General features: G+C 55.5%; 22 protein-coding genes and 1 riboswitch. Of the genes, 5 read left to right on the plus strand and 17 right to left on the minus strand.

Features of this window, described 5'->3' with window-relative positions; genetic code table 11:
• Positions 1 to 29: 29 nt before the first annotated feature.
• A riboswitch (TPP riboswitch) is annotated at positions 30 to 128 on the plus strand.
• 23 nt (positions 129 to 151) lie between these two features.
• The 5 genes from thiM to KO116_RS20540 all read left to right on the plus strand — a co-directional run bounded on the left by thiM (position 152) and on the right by KO116_RS20540 (position 3,785).
• Positions 152 to 961, plus strand: a complete 810-nt coding sequence (thiM, locus tag KO116_RS20520) for a hydroxyethylthiazole kinase (protein WP_035564079.1) — start codon at positions 152 to 154, stop codon at positions 959 to 961.
• A complete protein-coding gene (gene thiE, locus KO116_RS20525) occupies positions 951 to 1,574 on the plus strand; it encodes a thiamine phosphate synthase (protein WP_035564077.1) in 624 nt (207 codons plus the stop codon). The genes thiM and thiE overlap by 11 nt, the downstream gene beginning before the upstream one ends.
• The gene (locus KO116_RS20530) at positions 1,571 to 2,491 is read left to right on the plus strand and encodes a LysR family transcriptional regulator (RefSeq protein WP_035564074.1); all 921 of its coding nucleotides are present in this window, start codon (positions 1,571 to 1,573) and stop codon (positions 2,489 to 2,491) included. Before thiE ends, KO116_RS20530 begins: the two co-directional genes overlap by 4 nt.
• A gap of 79 nt (positions 2,492 to 2,570) precedes the next feature.
• Positions 2,571 to 2,990: a DoxX family protein gene (locus KO116_RS20535; protein ID WP_035564071.1), complete on the plus strand. Its 420-nt coding sequence runs from the start codon at positions 2,571 to 2,573 to the stop codon at positions 2,988 to 2,990.
• Positions 2,991 to 3,047: 57 nt separating this feature from the next.
• Positions 3,048 to 3,785, plus strand: coding sequence for a DODA-type extradiol aromatic ring-opening family dioxygenase (locus KO116_RS20540; protein ID WP_035564068.1), 738 nt, complete (start codon positions 3,048 to 3,050; stop codon positions 3,783 to 3,785).
• Between the two features lie 8 nt (positions 3,786 to 3,793).
• Here the strand turns inward: KO116_RS20540 and KO116_RS20545 are convergent, their stop codons facing one another.
• The 17 genes from KO116_RS20545 to rplE form a co-directional block, all read right to left on the minus strand.
• The gene (locus tag KO116_RS20545) at positions 3,794 to 4,669 is read right to left on the minus strand and encodes a DMT family transporter (protein ID WP_035564064.1); all 876 of its coding nucleotides are present in this window, start codon (positions 4,667 to 4,669) and stop codon (positions 3,794 to 3,796) included.
• Positions 4,670 to 4,796: 127 nt separating this feature from the next.
• The gene (locus tag KO116_RS20550; RefSeq protein ID WP_035564141.1) at positions 4,797 to 6,128 is read right to left on the minus strand and encodes a D-alanyl-D-alanine carboxypeptidase family protein; all 1,332 of its coding nucleotides are present in this window, start codon (positions 6,126 to 6,128) and stop codon (positions 4,797 to 4,799) included.
• 322 nt (positions 6,129 to 6,450) lie between these two features.
• Positions 6,451 to 6,837, minus strand: a complete 387-nt coding sequence (gene rplQ / locus KO116_RS20555) for a 50S ribosomal protein L17 (protein ID WP_008959150.1) — start codon at positions 6,835 to 6,837, stop codon at positions 6,451 to 6,453.
• A gap of 39 nt (positions 6,838 to 6,876) precedes the next feature.
• On the minus strand, positions 6,877 to 7,872 hold the full coding sequence (locus KO116_RS20560) for a DNA-directed RNA polymerase subunit alpha (protein ID WP_008959151.1): 996 nt from the start codon (positions 7,870 to 7,872) through the stop codon (positions 6,877 to 6,879).
• 98 nt (positions 7,873 to 7,970) lie between these two features.
• On the minus strand, positions 7,971 to 8,591 hold the full coding sequence (gene rpsD, locus KO116_RS20565; RefSeq protein ID WP_008959152.1) for a 30S ribosomal protein S4: 621 nt from the start codon (positions 8,589 to 8,591) through the stop codon (positions 7,971 to 7,973).
• Positions 8,592 to 8,603: 12 nt separating this feature from the next.
• Positions 8,604 to 8,990, minus strand: a complete 387-nt coding sequence (rpsK, locus tag KO116_RS20570; protein WP_007111985.1) for a 30S ribosomal protein S11 — start codon at positions 8,988 to 8,990, stop codon at positions 8,604 to 8,606.
• A gap of 39 nt (positions 8,991 to 9,029) precedes the next feature.
• Positions 9,030 to 9,386 (minus strand): 30S ribosomal protein S13, encoded by a 357-nt coding sequence (gene rpsM / locus KO116_RS20575; protein WP_007111986.1) that lies wholly within the window; start codon positions 9,384 to 9,386, stop codon positions 9,030 to 9,032.
• A 123-nt stretch (positions 9,387 to 9,509) separates the two neighbouring features.
• Positions 9,510 to 9,623, minus strand: a complete 114-nt coding sequence (gene rpmJ, locus KO116_RS24830; protein WP_008959154.1) for a 50S ribosomal protein L36 — start codon at positions 9,621 to 9,623, stop codon at positions 9,510 to 9,512.
• A 67-nt stretch (positions 9,624 to 9,690) separates the two neighbouring features.
• Positions 9,691 to 11,022, minus strand: a complete 1,332-nt coding sequence (secY, locus tag KO116_RS20580) for a preprotein translocase subunit SecY (RefSeq protein ID WP_008959155.1) — start codon at positions 11,020 to 11,022, stop codon at positions 9,691 to 9,693.
• On the minus strand, positions 11,023 to 11,457 hold the full coding sequence (rplO, locus tag KO116_RS20585; RefSeq protein WP_008959156.1) for a 50S ribosomal protein L15: 435 nt from the start codon (positions 11,455 to 11,457) through the stop codon (positions 11,023 to 11,025). It abuts the gene before it with no gap.
• A gap of 3 nt (positions 11,458 to 11,460) precedes the next feature.
• Positions 11,461 to 11,643, minus strand: coding sequence for a 50S ribosomal protein L30 (rpmD, locus tag KO116_RS20590; RefSeq protein ID WP_008959157.1), 183 nt, complete (start codon positions 11,641 to 11,643; stop codon positions 11,461 to 11,463).
• Positions 11,644 to 11,649: 6 nt separating this feature from the next.
• Complete coding sequence (rpsE, locus tag KO116_RS20595; RefSeq protein ID WP_035564030.1) at positions 11,650 to 12,150, minus strand: 30S ribosomal protein S5; 501 nt, start codon at positions 12,148 to 12,150, stop codon at positions 11,650 to 11,652.
• An 11-nt stretch (positions 12,151 to 12,161) separates the two neighbouring features.
• Positions 12,162 to 12,512 carry a 50S ribosomal protein L18 gene (rplR, locus tag KO116_RS20600; protein WP_008959159.1) on the minus strand — a complete coding sequence of 117 codons (351 nt, stop codon included), beginning with the start codon at positions 12,510 to 12,512 and terminating at the stop codon, positions 12,162 to 12,164.
• A gap of 9 nt (positions 12,513 to 12,521) precedes the next feature.
• Positions 12,522 to 13,052, minus strand: coding sequence for a 50S ribosomal protein L6 (gene rplF, locus KO116_RS20605; protein ID WP_035564027.1), 531 nt, complete (start codon positions 13,050 to 13,052; stop codon positions 12,522 to 12,524).
• A 9-nt stretch (positions 13,053 to 13,061) separates the two neighbouring features.
• Entirely contained in the window at positions 13,062 to 13,454 is a 393-nt protein-coding gene (gene rpsH / locus KO116_RS20610) for a 30S ribosomal protein S8 (protein ID WP_008959161.1), read from the minus strand.
• A 32-nt stretch (positions 13,455 to 13,486) separates the two neighbouring features.
• On the minus strand, positions 13,487 to 13,792 hold the full coding sequence (gene rpsN / locus KO116_RS20615) for a 30S ribosomal protein S14 (protein WP_008959162.1): 306 nt from the start codon (positions 13,790 to 13,792) through the stop codon (positions 13,487 to 13,489).
• A 10-nt stretch (positions 13,793 to 13,802) separates the two neighbouring features.
• Positions 13,803 to 14,342 (minus strand): 50S ribosomal protein L5, encoded by a 540-nt coding sequence (gene rplE / locus KO116_RS20620; protein ID WP_007111995.1) that lies wholly within the window; start codon positions 14,340 to 14,342, stop codon positions 13,803 to 13,805.
• Position 14,343 lies beyond the last annotated feature (1 nt).

The raw sequence follows: 14,343 nt of genomic DNA on the forward strand, positions 1-14,343 counted from the left end.
TTACAGGGCCAACGCAGCCAAGGATAGTAATCGTTCGGCAGGGGCGCTCGCCGTTATTGGCGAGCTGAGAAGAACCCTTTGAACCTGAACCGGATAACACCGGCGTAGGGAGTCGTGGTACTGCTTACCACCTCCCCGCCGGGAGGATGCTATGACCCTACCTCCGCTTGGCGATTATCTTGCGACGCTACGCACAGCGACACCGCTAGTCCATTGCATGACCAATTATGTCGCCATGAACAGCACGGCCAACCTGCTGCTAGCCACTGGCGCGTCACCCGCCATGCTGCATGCGCCAGAGGAAGTGGCTGAGTTCACCGCTATTTCAACAGGGCTGTCGATCAACATTGGCACTATCTCTGCCCACTGGGCAGAGGCCATGCTGACCGCAGCGGCTACCGCTGGCCAGCACTCGATTCCCTGGGTGTTAGACCCTGTCGCCGTTGGCGCGACCCACTATCGTCAATCGCTGTGCACGCGGTTACTCGCGTTAAAGCCTAGCGTGATTCGCGGCAATGCCTCTGAAATCCTGGCGCTCAATGGGTTAGCCAGCCAAGGCCGCGGCGTGGATTCGACCGCCGCCTCCGGCCAAGCCATCGACGCAGCGATAGCGCTGGCGCAACAACATGGCTGCATTGTCGCGATGACCGGTGAAAGCGACTGGGTGACGAATGGCACACAGCACTACCGTATTCACGGTGGCCACCCCTTGATGCCCCGGGTTACAACGCTAGGCTGCGGCTTAAGCGCGCTGGTCACCGCCTTTGTAGCGGCCAACCGTGAAGCCCCGCTGGAAGCCACCGCCGCTGCTCTCGGCTGCTTTGCCGTTGCTGGCGAGCGGGCGGGTAAAACGGCGCTGGGCCCAGGCAGTTTTCAGGTCGCTCTGCTGGATGCACTTTATCAACTGACCCCAGACGATCTCACTGCTCATACCCAGTTGGAGCCACGCCATGCCGTTTAATCTATCGCTTTATTTGGTAACCGACGCTGCGCTTTGCGACGGCTATGGCCTAGAGCAGACGGTTGAAGCAGCGGTAAGAGGTGGTGTGACCATCGTGCAGCTACGTGATAAGTATGCCAGCGATGAACAGATGACTGCTCAAGCCAAGCGGCTAAAAGCACTGCTGGCAGGTAGCGGGGTGCCATTGATCATTAATGACCGGTTACAGGTAGCGCTAGAGAGCCAGGCAGATGGCCTGCATGTCGGTCAGAGCGATGCCGCTATTGAGGAAGCCCGCCAAGTGCTAGGTGAGCAGGCGATTATTGGTCTGTCGATCAATACCTTCGCTCAGCTCCAAGCGGCACCTATCGCGTTACTCGATTACGTGGGTATTGGACCCGTGTTTGCGACCGGCAGTAAACAGGACCACGCCCAGCCGATTGGCTTTGGTGGCTTAGCCTCGCTGGTCAAGGCCTGCCCACTGCCCAGCGTGGCGATTGGCGGGTTGAAAGCTGAGCATGCCATTAGCGTGCAGCGGGCGGGAGCGAACGGTATTGCCGTGATTTCTGCGATCTGTGGCCAACACGATCCTTTCAAAGCGGCACGCGCTTTTCAGGCAACTGCGCCGCTATGAACCAACTAGAGCATATCGTGGCTTTTGTGCGAGTCGCCGAGCTGGGTAGCTATACCCGGGCCGCTGAAGCGCTCGATATTTCGCGTACCCGCGTGTCGCGTCAGGTCATGGCACTGGAGGAGACTCTTGGGGCGCGCCTGATACAGCGCACAACGCGTCGTCTCCATCTCACGGAGGCAGGCGAGCGTTATTTAATGCGTGCCCAGGAGGTACTGCAAGCGCTCGATGAAGCCGCTACTGAAGTTGGCCAAGGCACCAGTGACGTGCGCGGCCGTTTACGCGTCAACGGGCCCATGAGTTTTGGTACCCGCTACTTAGCGCCACTCGTTACCCAATTTATGCTTGCCCACCCGGCGCTTGACGTGCGCCTGGACCTTAATGACCGTCGCGTTGATCTACTGGAAGAGGGTTATGACGTGGCGATCCGTATCGGCAGCCTGCCGGACTCCAGCCTGGTGGCACGCCGCCTGACTCGCTGCCGTTTGCTGTTTTGTGCATCGCCAGCCTATCTTGCCAGCCACGGCGAACCCCGGAGCGTTAACGCCCTTGCTGAGCACCGTTGCCTGCGCTATCGCAGTGGTCAGCAGAGCGCTGACTGGCAGATTGCAACGCAGTCATTAGCGGTCAGTGGCCCATTGGAGAGTAATAATGGTGATGTGCTGACCCAGGCCGCAGAAGCGGGCTTAGGCATCGCTCAACAGCCCAGCTTTCTGGTCACGGAGAGTATAGCCAGCGGGCGTTTAGTGCCGATTTTAACCAACGAGCCTGCGGTAAGACTCGACGTTCACGCACTCTACCCTGCCCGGCGCTATCTGCCCGCCAAGGTGGAATGCTTTATCGATCTGCTTACCGAGGCGTGGGGAGATCCCCCTATATGGGAACAGGCGATTGGATTGTCGCCTATTACGCAACAGTGATGTGCATAACGCGTTGATTATCTCACACTGGCTTGGCAGTAAAGTAGCTCCATCAATCACCCAGATGGAAGCTCCTCACATGACGACTCAATCATCACTTACGGCTACTCCTTCGCTACAGCCTTATGCTATTTCACTTCTGCGCATCAGCCTGGGCGTTATGGCCCTCGCTCATGGTTTGCTCAAAGTGTTGGTATTTACCGTACCGGGTACGGTCAGCTATTTTGAGTCACTCGGCTTACCAGGGTTTGTGGCGTACCTAACCATTGCGGCTGAAGTAGGTGGTGGGATCGCCCTTCTGCTCGGCGTGTACACCCGCTGGGTAAGCCTAGCCCTGGTGCCGGTACTGCTGGGCGCCGCCTGGGTGCATTTGGGTAACGGCTGGATGTTCTCGAATGCGGGTGGCGGTTGGGAATTTCCGGTGTTCTGGACGCTGGCCCTCATTACTCAAGCGGGCCTGGGAAGTGGTCGCTGGGTATTAAGCCGTCGCTTTGCCTAACCTCATCACCGGCGCTTGCTACACCGTAAGCGCCGGTACTGCCGTGGAGATCTACCCATGTTACCTAGCCTATTTATTTCCCATGGTTCACCCATGCTGGCACTGAATAAAACATCTGCCCATACGTTTCTGCGTGAACTTGGCAGTCAGCTCTCGCCTAAAGCGGTGGTAGTGGTGTCGGCCCACTGGGAGAGCAGCGAGCTACTGGTCAGTAGCAGCGCCAAACCAAAGACGATTCACGATTTTGGCGGTTTTCCGCAGGCGCTTTTTGATTTGCACTATGCCGCGCCTGGCGACCCTGAACTGGCGGAACGGCTGGCCGTGTTGTTGGGCGCCAAACCGATAGAGCGCGGTTTCGACCATGGCGTTTGGGTGCCGCTCTCGTTAATGTTTCCTGACGCGGATATACCCGTCGTTTCTTTATCGCTGCCGGTGCGCTGGAGCAATGCGGAGCTGGCGGCACTTGGGGAACGGCTGTCGGTACTGCGGGACGAGGGCATTTTGGTGATCGGCTCGGGCAGCCTGACCCATAATTTATATGAGCTGATGGCGCAAGATAGCCCGATGCCCGGCTGGGTAGATGAGTTTGCGCACTGGGTACACGATCACCTGGTCGCCAATGACCGTGAGGCGTTGCTAAATTGGGAGAACGCCCCTAGCGGGCGGAAGAATCACCCCACGCCCGAGCATTTTCAACCTTTGCTAGTTGCGATGGGCGCTGGTGGTAACGCCACCCAGTTACACCACAGCGTGGAACACGGCGTACTGGCGATGGACGTTTACCAGTTCGCTTAAGCGCTCTGTTAAGCAGTAGGTCGGCGTTTCAAAGTAGTGCGGCGGTCGTGATACGCGACCGCTAATCCGCTGCCCATAATCAAGGCGCTGCCCACCCAGACCCAGAGGTCGGGCATTTCCCCCCAAAACCACCAGCCAAGCAGCACTGCCCAAAGCATCGCCGTGTAATCAAACGGTGCGGCAATGGCGGCAGGCGCATAACGAAAGGCCAGGGTAATAAAGGCCGTTGCCGCAACGCCGAGTACGCCTGAAGCAAAAAATCCGACCCAGTGCCACGGCTGAGGAGCTTGCCATACCCATGGCAACGTTAAACCGGTCACTATTAATGGCACAAACGTCATGTAAAACAGCATTGCCCATAGGTGTTCACGAGCGCCGTAGCGCCGTGCGGTGATCATCATCAAGGCATAAAAAAGCGCGGCCGCCACGAGTACCAAAGCGCCCATTTGAAATGCATCGCCGTTAGGACGAACCACGATCAGCACCCCTGCAAAGCCCACTAATGAAGCGATGAGCACCGGTGGATCGATTCGCTCTCCCAGTAGTGGCACCGAGAGTAACGTTACGAATAGTGGTGCCACAAAAGCGATTGCCGTGGCTTCTGCAAGTGGTAACAGCGTTAAGCCCCATACAAAACAAACCATGGTGGCGGTATAGATTAACCCACGCAGAAAATGAATACCTGGACGCTTCGTGCGTAGCTTACGTAAACCACCGGCAAAATGGGCAAGCAACGCAATCATCGGCAAGGAGACTAAAGCGCGGAAGAAAATAATCTGCAGCGGCGAGTGTGTCTCGCCTAACCATTTGGAAACGGCGTCCCCCAGGGCAAGAAAAAGAACGCCCATACACATGCAGAGTATGCCCTTCAGTGAGGTTGTCACCGCTATCCCCTTAGTTGTTGTTAGCCGGTAATCGTCAATGGCTTAAAAGCAAAAACCCCGCCCAATAGCGAGTGGCGGGGTGATACGCACCTGAATCAGCGCTTGAAACAACGCCAGCTTAGCTAGCTTACAAGCTGGCGTTAACGACCATACAGTCCATCCCCTGGGAGTGCAGTTCGCGACACGCTTGGCGGGCGCGCTGCTCATCCAACGCCATTAAGCGGGCGCGGTAAACCGGGTTCTGACCCTCTAAAGTGTCAATGGCCACACGGCCACCTAAATTTTGTGCAATACGCTGAGCCGCCTGCTGCGCCAATTGCCGTGCCTGAGCCTCCTGGCTAAAGGCGCCTACCTGAACTCCCCAACCGCCGCCTATTTCATTGACGGAAGCAAGCTGACGTTCGCGCTCAATAAAGGCCTGCAATGGGTCGGCCTGGGGCATCTCGCTTTCAGGCGTGGGGCGCTGAACGCTGGTTATATCGGCCAACTGTTCTTCAAGATCCACGACGGGCGCTGAAGCGGCAGTGTCAGCGGAGGGCGAAAGCGTGGTCGTTTCCACGACGGCCAACAGCGGCTGACGCGGTTCAGGCGTGGGTGGGGAAACCGGCTGGGCGGGAGGGGCAAAAGCCATAAACTCTTGTGAAAAGGCGGTGTCGGCCACCCAGCTACGCTGATCACGTAGTGAAGCTCGCAAGAAGCTGCGGTCTAGCAAATTGGCCATATGGGTATCACGCGACTGAGATGAAAAACCGCCCATCACCACTGCCACTAATCGCCGATCACCTCGAACTGCGGTGGTCGCCACATTAAAACCAGACGCTCTAATAAATCCGGTTTTCAGCCCATCAGCGCCAGGATAATCACGCACCAGACGGTTGTGGCTGGTATGCCGTGTACCGCGATAGGTAAATTCCTGGAGACCGAAATAGTGGTAGTACTGCGGAAAATCCTGCATTACGCGTACTGAGAGCGTCAACATATCCCGTGCGGTGGTTACTTGGCCGTCATCAGGCAAGCCAGAGGCATTGCGGAAGGTGGTCGCGTGCATGCCGAGCTCGCGCGCCTTGGTGGTCATCATCTGTGCAAAACGCGCTTCGCTACCGCCCAGTGCTTCGGCAACCACCGCGGCAACATCATTAGCCGAGCGAACCGCTAGCGCACGTATGGCCGTATCGACGGGGATAGAACTACCTGCAGCAAGCCAGAGCTTTACGGCTGGCTTTGCTGCTGCAAAACGGGAAACCGGCAAGGGCTGGTCTAAACGCAGCGTGCCCGCTTCCAGCGCTTCAAAGGTCAAATACAGGGTCATCATTTTGGTCAGCGAGGCAGGATAACGCTGATCGTCAATATTTTCAGCGTAGAGGACTTCACCATTATCCAAATCCACCACAATGCCTGCATAGCGTGGATTGTCGGCGTGAGCACTGGAGACTATTGCCAGCATAAGCAGCAACACCATACTCAGTGACCATACCGTTGATGCACCGCCAACGGCGATCTGTTTTACCCTCGCATACATACCTGCCCCTTGCTTGTTATCAACGTACTGTGACTGATCCATGGCCTAACTACCATGCCATACTCAAGGTGCAACGCAAGGCTTTCCCTGCGCTGCACGGCCATGCTAGGTACTTTTAATAATAAGTTGAGTATATACGGAGTTAGGCTTAGAAAAAGAGAAGTTACATGCGTATCAAAAGAAGATAAATATATGCCATAAAAAAACCGACCCACTGAGGGGTCGGTTTTCGATTGCTTCTAAAGAAACCTAGCGCAGAGGATTACTCTTCTGCAGCAGCTTCTTCAACAACCGGACGATCAACTAGCTCAACGAACGCCATAGGCGCGTTGTCGCCGGTGCGGAAACCGCACTTAAGAATACGGACGTAACCGCCCGGACGCTCGGCATAACGCGGACCTAGTTCGTTGAACAGTTTGCCGACGGCTTCTTTAGAGCGCGTGCGGGCAAATGCCAAACGACGGTTTGCAACGCTATCCTGCTTAGACAAGGTGATCAGCGGCTCGATAACGCGACGCAGCTCCTTGGCTTTAGGCAGGGTTGTCTTAATGACTTCATGCTCGACCAGCGAGACAGACATGTTCTTGAACATGGCCTGACGATGCGAGCTGGTGCGATTCAGATGACGACCACTCTTACGATGACGCATGGTTGTAATTCCTTACCAAACTGGGACTCAAGTCGACGCTCACGCGGAGGCTTTGTCGTCCTTCAGGCTTGCCGGTGGCCAATTTTCCAACCGCATGCCAAGGGACAAGCCGCGAGCCGCCAATACGTCTTTGATTTCATTCAAAGATTTCTTACCGAGATTCGGTGTCTTCAACAGCTCAACTTCTGTGCGCTGGATAAGATCACCGATGTAATAAATATTCTCGGCTTTTAGGCAGTTCGCGCTGCGAACGGTCAACTCAAGATCGTCTACGGGGCGCAATAGAATTGGATCAACATGATCCTCTTCCTCTTCGACTTCCTGTTCTTTATCAGCTTCCAGGTCGACGAAGGCGGCCAGCTGCTCTTGCAGGATGGTCGCACTGCGACGGATAGCCTCTTCCGGATCCAGGGTACCGTCGGTTTCCAGATCGATAATTAACTTATCGAGGTCGGTGCGCTGCTCTACGCGAGCGGCTTCAACCGAGTAGGAAACACGGCGGACAGGGCTGAAGGTGGCATCCAGCTGCAGGCGGCCAATGGCACGCGTCTCTTCATCAGAGCCACGCGCGTCAGCCGGTTCGTAGCCACGACCCAGCGCTACCTTAAGCTGAATTTTCAGCTCGGCACCTTCATTGACATGAGCAATGATGTGGTCCGGGTTGACGATTTCGACGCTATGATCAAGCGCAATGTCGCCAGCGGTGACGACGGCTGGGCCCTGCTTGTTCAGCGTGAGCACCGCCTCATCGCGGCTGTGCATCTTGATCGCAACATCTTTCAAGTTCAGGAGGATTTCAATGACATCTTCCTGCACCCCTTCGAGCGCACTGTATTCATGCTCGACGCCAGCAATTTCAGCCTCTACCACGGCACAGCCGGGCATAGACGAAAGCAGAATGCGACGCAGTGCATTCCCCAGGGTGTGACCAAAGCCACGCTCGAACGGTTCGAGCACGATTTTGGCGTGATGTGCGCTGATTTCTTCGACCTTGATGTCGCGAGGACGTAGAAACTCTGTCACTGAACGCTGCATATGAACACCTTTCAGGCTGCCAAACGGATACTTGGTACTCGGTACGACCTGGCGCGGGCGTTACACCCGCACCAGATAGACAAGAAACAGAAAACTGCTTACTTGGAGTACAGCTCGACGATCAGGTTTTCGTTGATGTCGGCAGACAGGTCACCGCGTTCAGGCAGAGCCTTGAAAGTGCCTTCCATCTTCTTGGCGTCGATTTCGATCCAAGCGATATCGCCACGGTTGGCCGCAATGGACAACGCGCTTTGAATACGTGCTTGGTTTTTCGCCTTTTCGCGAATGGAAACAACGTCACCCGGCTTCACTTGATAAGAAGCTACGTTAACGGTGCGGCCGTTCACGGAAATCGCCTTGTGGCTGACCAGCTGACGCGCTTCAGAGCGAGTCGAGCCGAAGCCCATGCGGTAGACGACGTTATCCAGTCGGGATTCGAGCAACTGCAACAATACTTCACCAGTCGCGCCTTTCAGGCGAGCGGCTTCTTTGTAGTAGTTACGGAACTGTTTTTCGAGTACGCCATACATGCGACGTACTTTTTGCTTCTCGCGAAGCTGCAAGCCGTAGTCTGAAAGACGTTGACGACGCTGGCCGTGTACACCCGGGATTTGCTCGGATTTACACTTTTTCTCGAAGGGAGTCACACCACTCTTCAAAAAGAGGTCGGTGCCTTCACGACGAGACAGTTTGCACTTCGGTCCAATATAACGAGCCATGAATCTGTCTCCTTAAACGCGGCGTTTCTTCGGCGGACGGCAGCCATTATGGGGAATGGGCGTCGCGTCTACGATGCTTTGCACGCGGAAGCCGGCGGCATTCAGTGCGCGCACGGCGGATTCACGACCGGGTCCTGGACCTTTAACCAGTACGTCTACGTTCTTCACACCATACTCGGCTGCAGCAGTTGCTGCACGTTCGCTTGCCACTTGAGCAGCGAACGGGGTGCTCTTGCGAGAACCACGAAAACCCGAACCACCGGCAGTCGCCCAAGAAAGAGCGTTGCCCTGGCGGTCTGTGATCGTCACGATCGTGTTGTTAAAAGAGGCATGGATATGCGCAATCGCATCCACTACCTGCTTTTTAACCTTTTTACGGTTACTACGCGGGTTAGCCATGTTGATGTCTATTCCTGTCTTTACGCCAGAACGTGCGTGTTATTTGCGGATCGGCTTACGCGGGCCCTTACGGGTGCGCGCGTTAGTCTTAGTCCGCTGACCACGCAGCGGAAGACTACGACGATGACGCAGACCACGGTAGCAGCCTAAGTCCATGAGACGCTTAATATTAAGCGTGACATCACGACGAAGGTCGCCTTCTACGGTGTACTTGCCAACTTCAGAACGCAGGGTGTCGACTTCTTCAGAAGACAGGTCCTGGATCTTGGCATTCATGGCAATACCGGCTGCTGCACAGATGTGCTCAGCACGGGTACGGCCAATCCCGAAGATATAGGTCAGCGAGATCGCCGCATGCTTGTTGTCCGGGATATTGACGCCTGCAATACGGGCCATCAGCTTACTCCGAAATTTGAGCGGCTTGCTCGTTTATTCATCTACAAAAGGCGCAACAGCATACCCCTTTTAGCGCCCTAAGGCAAGGGGTATGCTGGCACCGCTTAATACAACCCAGGGGAATTAACCCTGGCGTTGTTTGTGCCGTGGTTCGCTGCAGATGACGCGGACAGCGCCATTACGACGAATGATCTTGCAGTTACGGCACATTTTCTTTACGGAAGCTCGAACTTTCATCGATCTTTCTCCAAAAACCGGCTCGCGGCACGCCCCCTTCACTAACTTAATAGGGGTGGGCGGCGCCTCAGCGCATGATACCGCCGCTACCGTAGCCTTTCAGGTTGGACTTCTTCATCACTGAGTCATACTGATGCGACATGAGATGCGATTGCACCTGGGCCATGAAGTCCATGATGACCACGACTACGATTAACAACGAGGTACCGCCGAAGAAAAACGGCACGTTCCACGCCACAATCAAGAACTGGGGCATCAAGGAAACCGCAGTGATATACAAGGCACCGAACAGGGTCAGACGTGTCATGACCTTGTCGATATAGCGAGCGGTCTGCTCGCCGGGGCGAATGCCCGGCAGGAAAGCACCTGACTTTTTAAGATTGTCAGCCACATCCTTGGGGTTGAAGACCAGCGCTGTGTAAAAGAAGCAGAAGAATACCACTGCCGCCGCGAAAAGCAAGATGTAAAGCGGTTGACCTGGGCCTAATGCCTGAGATGCACGCTGCAACCACTCCATACCTTCACCGGCACCTACCCACTGACCAATAGAGGCCGGAAAGAGCAGAATACTGGAGGCAAAAATCGCCGGAATAACGCCGGCCATGTTGACCTTCAAAGGCAGGTAGCTACTTTGCCCTGCATACATCTTATTGCCCACTTGTCGCCGCGGATAGTTAACCTTGAGGCGGCGTTGGCCACGCTCAATGAAAACCACGAAGGCGACAGTCGCAATACCTAACACAGACAGCGCTAACAGCGGCAGAACATTCCAGGCCCCTTCATTACGGGCAAGCTCAAAGGCTTGACCCACGGCACTGGGTAGTCCGGCGACAATACCGGCGAAGATCAGCAACGAAATACCGTTGCCAATGCCCTTCTCGGTAATCTGCTCACCTAGCCACATCATAAACACCGCGCCTGATACAAACGTAATCACGGCGGTGAAGTAGAAGCTAAAGTCAGCACTGTACGCGATGCCTTGGCTAGCCAGACCGACGGACATGCCGGTAGCCTGGACAAACGCCAGTATCACCGTGCCGTAGCGGGTGTACTGGCTAATCTTGCGGCGGCCAGCCTCACCCTCTTTCTTGAGCTGTTCAAGATGAGGGGAGACCGCAGTCATGAGCTGCATGATAATCGACGCCGAAATATAGGGCATGATACCCAGGGCGAGAACACTCATGCGCTCCAGGGCGCCACCCGAGAACATGTTAAACATGCCCAGGATGGTACCCTGTTGCTCCCTAAACAAGGCAGCAAGCTGGTCAGGATTGATACCGGGAACGGGAATGTGGGCACCAATACGGTACACCACGATGGCGAGGAGCACGAAGCGCAAACGCGCCCACAGTTCACTCAGACCGCTGCCCATCGCCGGCATTTTTCCTGACTTGGCCATTTAGTCCTCTACCTTGCCGCCAGCGGCTTCGATCGCTTCACGGGCACCTTTGGTGACCTTGATTCCGCGAACGGTAACCGCTGTTTTCAATTCGCCAGAAAGGATGATCTTCGCGTGTAGCGTAGAGTCCTTCAGCACGTTGGCTTCTTTCAAAGATGCCATGGTGACTTCGCCACCGGCAACTTTAGCAAGTTCTGCCAGGCGTACTTCTTCAGAGACCAGCGACTTTGCAGACGTAAAACCGAATTTCGGCAAACGACGCTGCAAAGGCATCTGACCGCCTTCGAAACCGGGCTTAACACTGCCGCCACTACGTGATTTCTGACCTTTGTGACCACGGCCACCGGTCTTACCAAGACCGGAACCGATGCCACGACCCACACGCTTTGCAGCGTGTTTAGAGCCCGGAGCCGGGCTTAGGTTATTGAGTTTCATGGATTACTCTCCCTCAACGCGCACAAGGTAAGTTACCTTGTGGATCATGCCGCGTACGGCAGGGGTGTCTTCCAGTTCAACCGTATGACCGATGCGACGCAGGCCCAAGCCTTTCATAGTAGCCTTGTGCTTGGGCATAATGCCGATGGTGCTGCGGATCTGGGTAACCTTGATCGTTGCTGCCATGGTGCCTTACCCCGTGATCGCTTCGACAGACAGACCGCGCTTAGCGGCAATGTCTTCCGGTGCTTGCATGGCGGAGAGACCTTTAACAGTCGCTCGCACCACGTTAACCGGGTTGGTGGAACCGTAGCACTTGGCCAGTACGTCGTGGACACCGGCAAGCTCTAATACAGAGCGCATGGCGCCACCGGCGATGATGCCGGTACCTTCGGAAGCCGGCTGCATGTACACCTTTGAAGCACCGTGACGGGCTTTTACCGGGTACTGCAGCGTTTGGCCAGCGAGGTTCACCTTGACCATGTTGCGACGAGCTTGATCCATCGCTTTCTGGATTGCGACAGGCACTTCACGCGCCTTGCCACGACCGAAACCGACACGACCTTTACCATCACCAACGACGGTCAGTGCGGTGAAGCCGAAAATACGACCACCCTTGACCACCTTGGCGACGCGGTTGACCTGCACTAACTTCTCTTGCAGATCACCGCTTTGCTGTTCGTTCTTCGCCATCGTAAAACCCTTTAGAATTCCAGGCCGCCTTCACGTGCGGCGTCGGCCAGCGCCTTGACGCGACCGTGATACTTAAAGCCAGCACGGTCGAAGGCCACCTGGGTGATGCCTGCTTCTTTAGCGCGTTCAGCAATCAGAGCACCTACTTTAGAGGCGGCATCTGAGTTGCCGGTCGCACCCTCGCGCAGTGCTTTGTCCAGCGTAGAAGCACTGGCTAGCACTTTGCCACCATCCGGCGAGATAATCTGCGCATAGATGTGACGCGGGGTACGGTTGACGCACAGGCGATACACGCCCAGCTCGCGGATCTTTGCGCGAGCGCGGCGGGCACGACGGAGACGAGATTCTTTCTTCGCGTTCATAACCCTGCCTTACTTCTTCTTGGCTTCTTTGCGACGCACCTGCTCGTCGGCGTACCGTACACCCTTGCCTTTATACGGCTCGGGCGGACGGAAAGCGCGGATTTCCGCGGCGCACTGACCGAGCTGCTGCTTGTTCGCGCTTTTCAGCACGATCACGGTGTTCTTCGGCGTTTCCGCTGAGACACCTTCAGGCAGTTCGTAGTCGACCGGGTGCGAGAAGCCCAGTGAAAGATTGAGCGTCTGGCCCTTAGCTTGGGCACGATAACCGACGCCAACAATTTCGAGGGTTCGTGTGAAGCCCTCGGATACGCCCGTTACCAGGTTCTGAACTAAGGCGCGGGTAGTACCGGCCATTGCCCAGCTCTTGGCAGACTCACTCGGGGCGAAGGTCAGCTGACCATCTTCTTGACCAATCACCACATCTGGGTGAATGGTCATCGATAGTGTGCCTTGGCCGCCTTTGGCGGTCAGCTGGTCAGCATTGATTTTAATCTCAACACTGGCAGGCACTTTAACCGGATATTTCGCTATGCGGGACATTCCAGCCTCCTAGAATACGGTGCAGATGACTTCGCCACCGACACCCGCTTGGCGCGCGGCACGATCGGTCATGACACCCGTTGACGTGGTGACAATCGCGATACCGAGACCATCGGCGACCTTAGGCAAGTTGTCCTTACCCATGTAACGGCGCAGGGACGGCTTGGAAACCCGCTGAATATGCTCAATGACCGGCTTACCCTCAAAGTACTTGAGAGTGATGGTTAGCTCAGGCTTAACACCTTCGGCAACCGTAAAGTCGGCAATGTAGCCTTCTTCCTTTAGCACTCGGGCCACTTGTACTTTCAGCTTGGAGGACGGCATGGTAGCCGTCTCCTTGGTGGCCATCTGCGCATTGCGGATACGAGTAAACATATCCGCCAGAGTGTCTTGCATGCTCATTTAATGTGCGCTCCTGATGATACTACGTGGCGTTACCAACTGGACTTTTTAAGACCAGGAACGTCGCCACGCATGGCGGCTTCACGCAGCTTGTTACGGCCGAGGCCGAACTTGTTGTAAAAACCGTGCGGACGACCGGTGATACGGCAGCGGTTACGCTGACGTACCGGGCTTGAGTCACGCGGCAATTGCTGCAGCTTCAGCGTCGCCTCGAAGCGGTCTTCCTCAGACGTGTTCACATCCGAGATGATTTTCTTAAGCTCAGCGCGCTTGGTGGCATACTTTGCCACCAGCTGCGTACGCTTAAGCTCACGCTCTATCATACTTTTCTTAGCCATGATCCAACCCTTATTTCTTGAAGGGGAAGTTCAGCGCGGTTAGCAGCGCACGACCTTCCTCGTCGGTTTTGGCGGTAGTAGTGATAGTGACGTCCAACCCCCGGATACGATCGATCTTATCATACTCGATCTCCGGGAAGATGATCTGCTCACGCACACCCATGGAGTAATTGCCGCGACCGTCAAAAGACTTCGGGTTAAGACCACGGAAGTCACGCACGCGGGGAATCGCGATGTAAACCAAGCGGTCCAGGAAGTCCCACATGCGCTCAGCGCGCAGGGTCACCTTAATCCCGATTGGCCAACCTTCACGTACCTTAAAGCCCGCGATGGACTTACGTGCCTTGGTCACCAACGGTTTTTGACCAGAGAGTTTCTCTAGATCGCCGATGGCATTGTCAATCAACTTTTTATCGTTGACTGCTTCGCCGATACCCATGTTCAGAGTCACTTTCGTGATCCGGGGTACCTGCATAACGTTGGCATAGCTGAACTCTTCTTTGAGTTGAGCTGCTACCTCGTTTTGATAACGTTCTTTCAAGTTCGCCATT

Source organism: Halomonas sp. KO116 (assembly GCF_000734975.2).
GTDB lineage: Bacteria > Pseudomonadota > Gammaproteobacteria > Pseudomonadales > Halomonadaceae > Vreelandella > Vreelandella glaciei.

What these genes read in the sequence shown, in the direction of transcription:
- rpmJ (WP_008959154.1), bottom strand. Translation starts at nt 9,623, where the DNA reads ATGAAAGTTCGAGCTTCCGTAAAGAAAATGTGCCGTAACTGCAAGATC.
- rplF (WP_035564027.1), bottom strand. Translation starts at nt 13,052, where the DNA reads ATGTCCCGCATAGCGAAATATCCGGTTAAAGTGCCTGCCAGTGTTGAG.
- KO116_RS20535 (WP_035564071.1), top strand. Translation starts at nt 2,571, where the DNA reads ATGACGACTCAATCATCACTTACGGCTACTCCTTCGCTACAGCCTTAT.
- rplQ (WP_008959150.1), bottom strand. Translation starts at nt 6,837, where the DNA reads ATGCGTCATCGTAAGAGTGGTCGTCATCTGAATCGCACCAGCTCGCAT.
- thiM (WP_035564079.1), top strand. Translation starts at nt 152, where the DNA reads ATGACCCTACCTCCGCTTGGCGATTATCTTGCGACGCTACGCACAGCG.
- rpsD (WP_008959152.1), bottom strand. Translation starts at nt 8,591, where the DNA reads ATGGCTCGTTATATTGGACCGAAGTGCAAACTGTCTCGTCGTGAAGGC.
- rpmD (WP_008959157.1), bottom strand. Translation starts at nt 11,643, where the DNA reads ATGGCAGCAACGATCAAGGTTACCCAGATCCGCAGCACCATCGGCATT.
- rpsK (WP_007111985.1), bottom strand. Translation starts at nt 8,990, where the DNA reads ATGGCTAACCCGCGTAGTAACCGTAAAAAGGTTAAAAAGCAGGTAGTG.
- rpsN (WP_008959162.1), bottom strand. Translation starts at nt 13,792, where the DNA reads ATGGCTAAGAAAAGTATGATAGAGCGTGAGCTTAAGCGTACGCAGCTG.
- KO116_RS20540 (WP_035564068.1), top strand. Translation starts at nt 3,048, where the DNA reads ATGTTACCTAGCCTATTTATTTCCCATGGTTCACCCATGCTGGCACTG.
- KO116_RS20560 (WP_008959151.1), bottom strand. Translation starts at nt 7,872, where the DNA reads ATGCAGCGTTCAGTGACAGAGTTTCTACGTCCTCGCGACATCAAGGTC.
- rplE (WP_007111995.1), bottom strand. Translation starts at nt 14,342, where the DNA reads ATGGCGAACTTGAAAGAACGTTATCAAAACGAGGTAGCAGCTCAACTC.
- rpsM (WP_007111986.1), bottom strand. Translation starts at nt 9,386, where the DNA reads ATGGCCCGTATTGCAGGCGTCAATATCCCGGACAACAAGCATGCGGCG.
- secY (WP_008959155.1), bottom strand. Translation starts at nt 11,022, where the DNA reads ATGGCCAAGTCAGGAAAAATGCCGGCGATGGGCAGCGGTCTGAGTGAA.
- rpsH (WP_008959161.1), bottom strand. Translation starts at nt 13,454, where the DNA reads ATGAGCATGCAAGACACTCTGGCGGATATGTTTACTCGTATCCGCAAT.
- KO116_RS20530 (WP_035564074.1), top strand. Translation starts at nt 1,571, where the DNA reads ATGAACCAACTAGAGCATATCGTGGCTTTTGTGCGAGTCGCCGAGCTG.
- rplO (WP_008959156.1), bottom strand. Translation starts at nt 11,457, where the DNA reads ATGAAACTCAATAACCTAAGCCCGGCTCCGGGCTCTAAACACGCTGCA.
- thiE (WP_035564077.1), top strand. Translation starts at nt 951, where the DNA reads ATGCCGTTTAATCTATCGCTTTATTTGGTAACCGACGCTGCGCTTTGC.
- rpsE (WP_035564030.1), bottom strand. Translation starts at nt 12,150, where the DNA reads ATGGCGAAGAACGAACAGCAAAGCGGTGATCTGCAAGAGAAGTTAGTG.
- rplR (WP_008959159.1), bottom strand. Translation starts at nt 12,512, where the DNA reads ATGAACGCGAAGAAAGAATCTCGTCTCCGTCGTGCCCGCCGCGCTCGC.
- KO116_RS20550 (WP_035564141.1), bottom strand. Translation starts at nt 6,128, where the DNA reads ATGGTGTTGCTGCTTATGCTGGCAATAGTCTCCAGTGCTCACGCCGAC.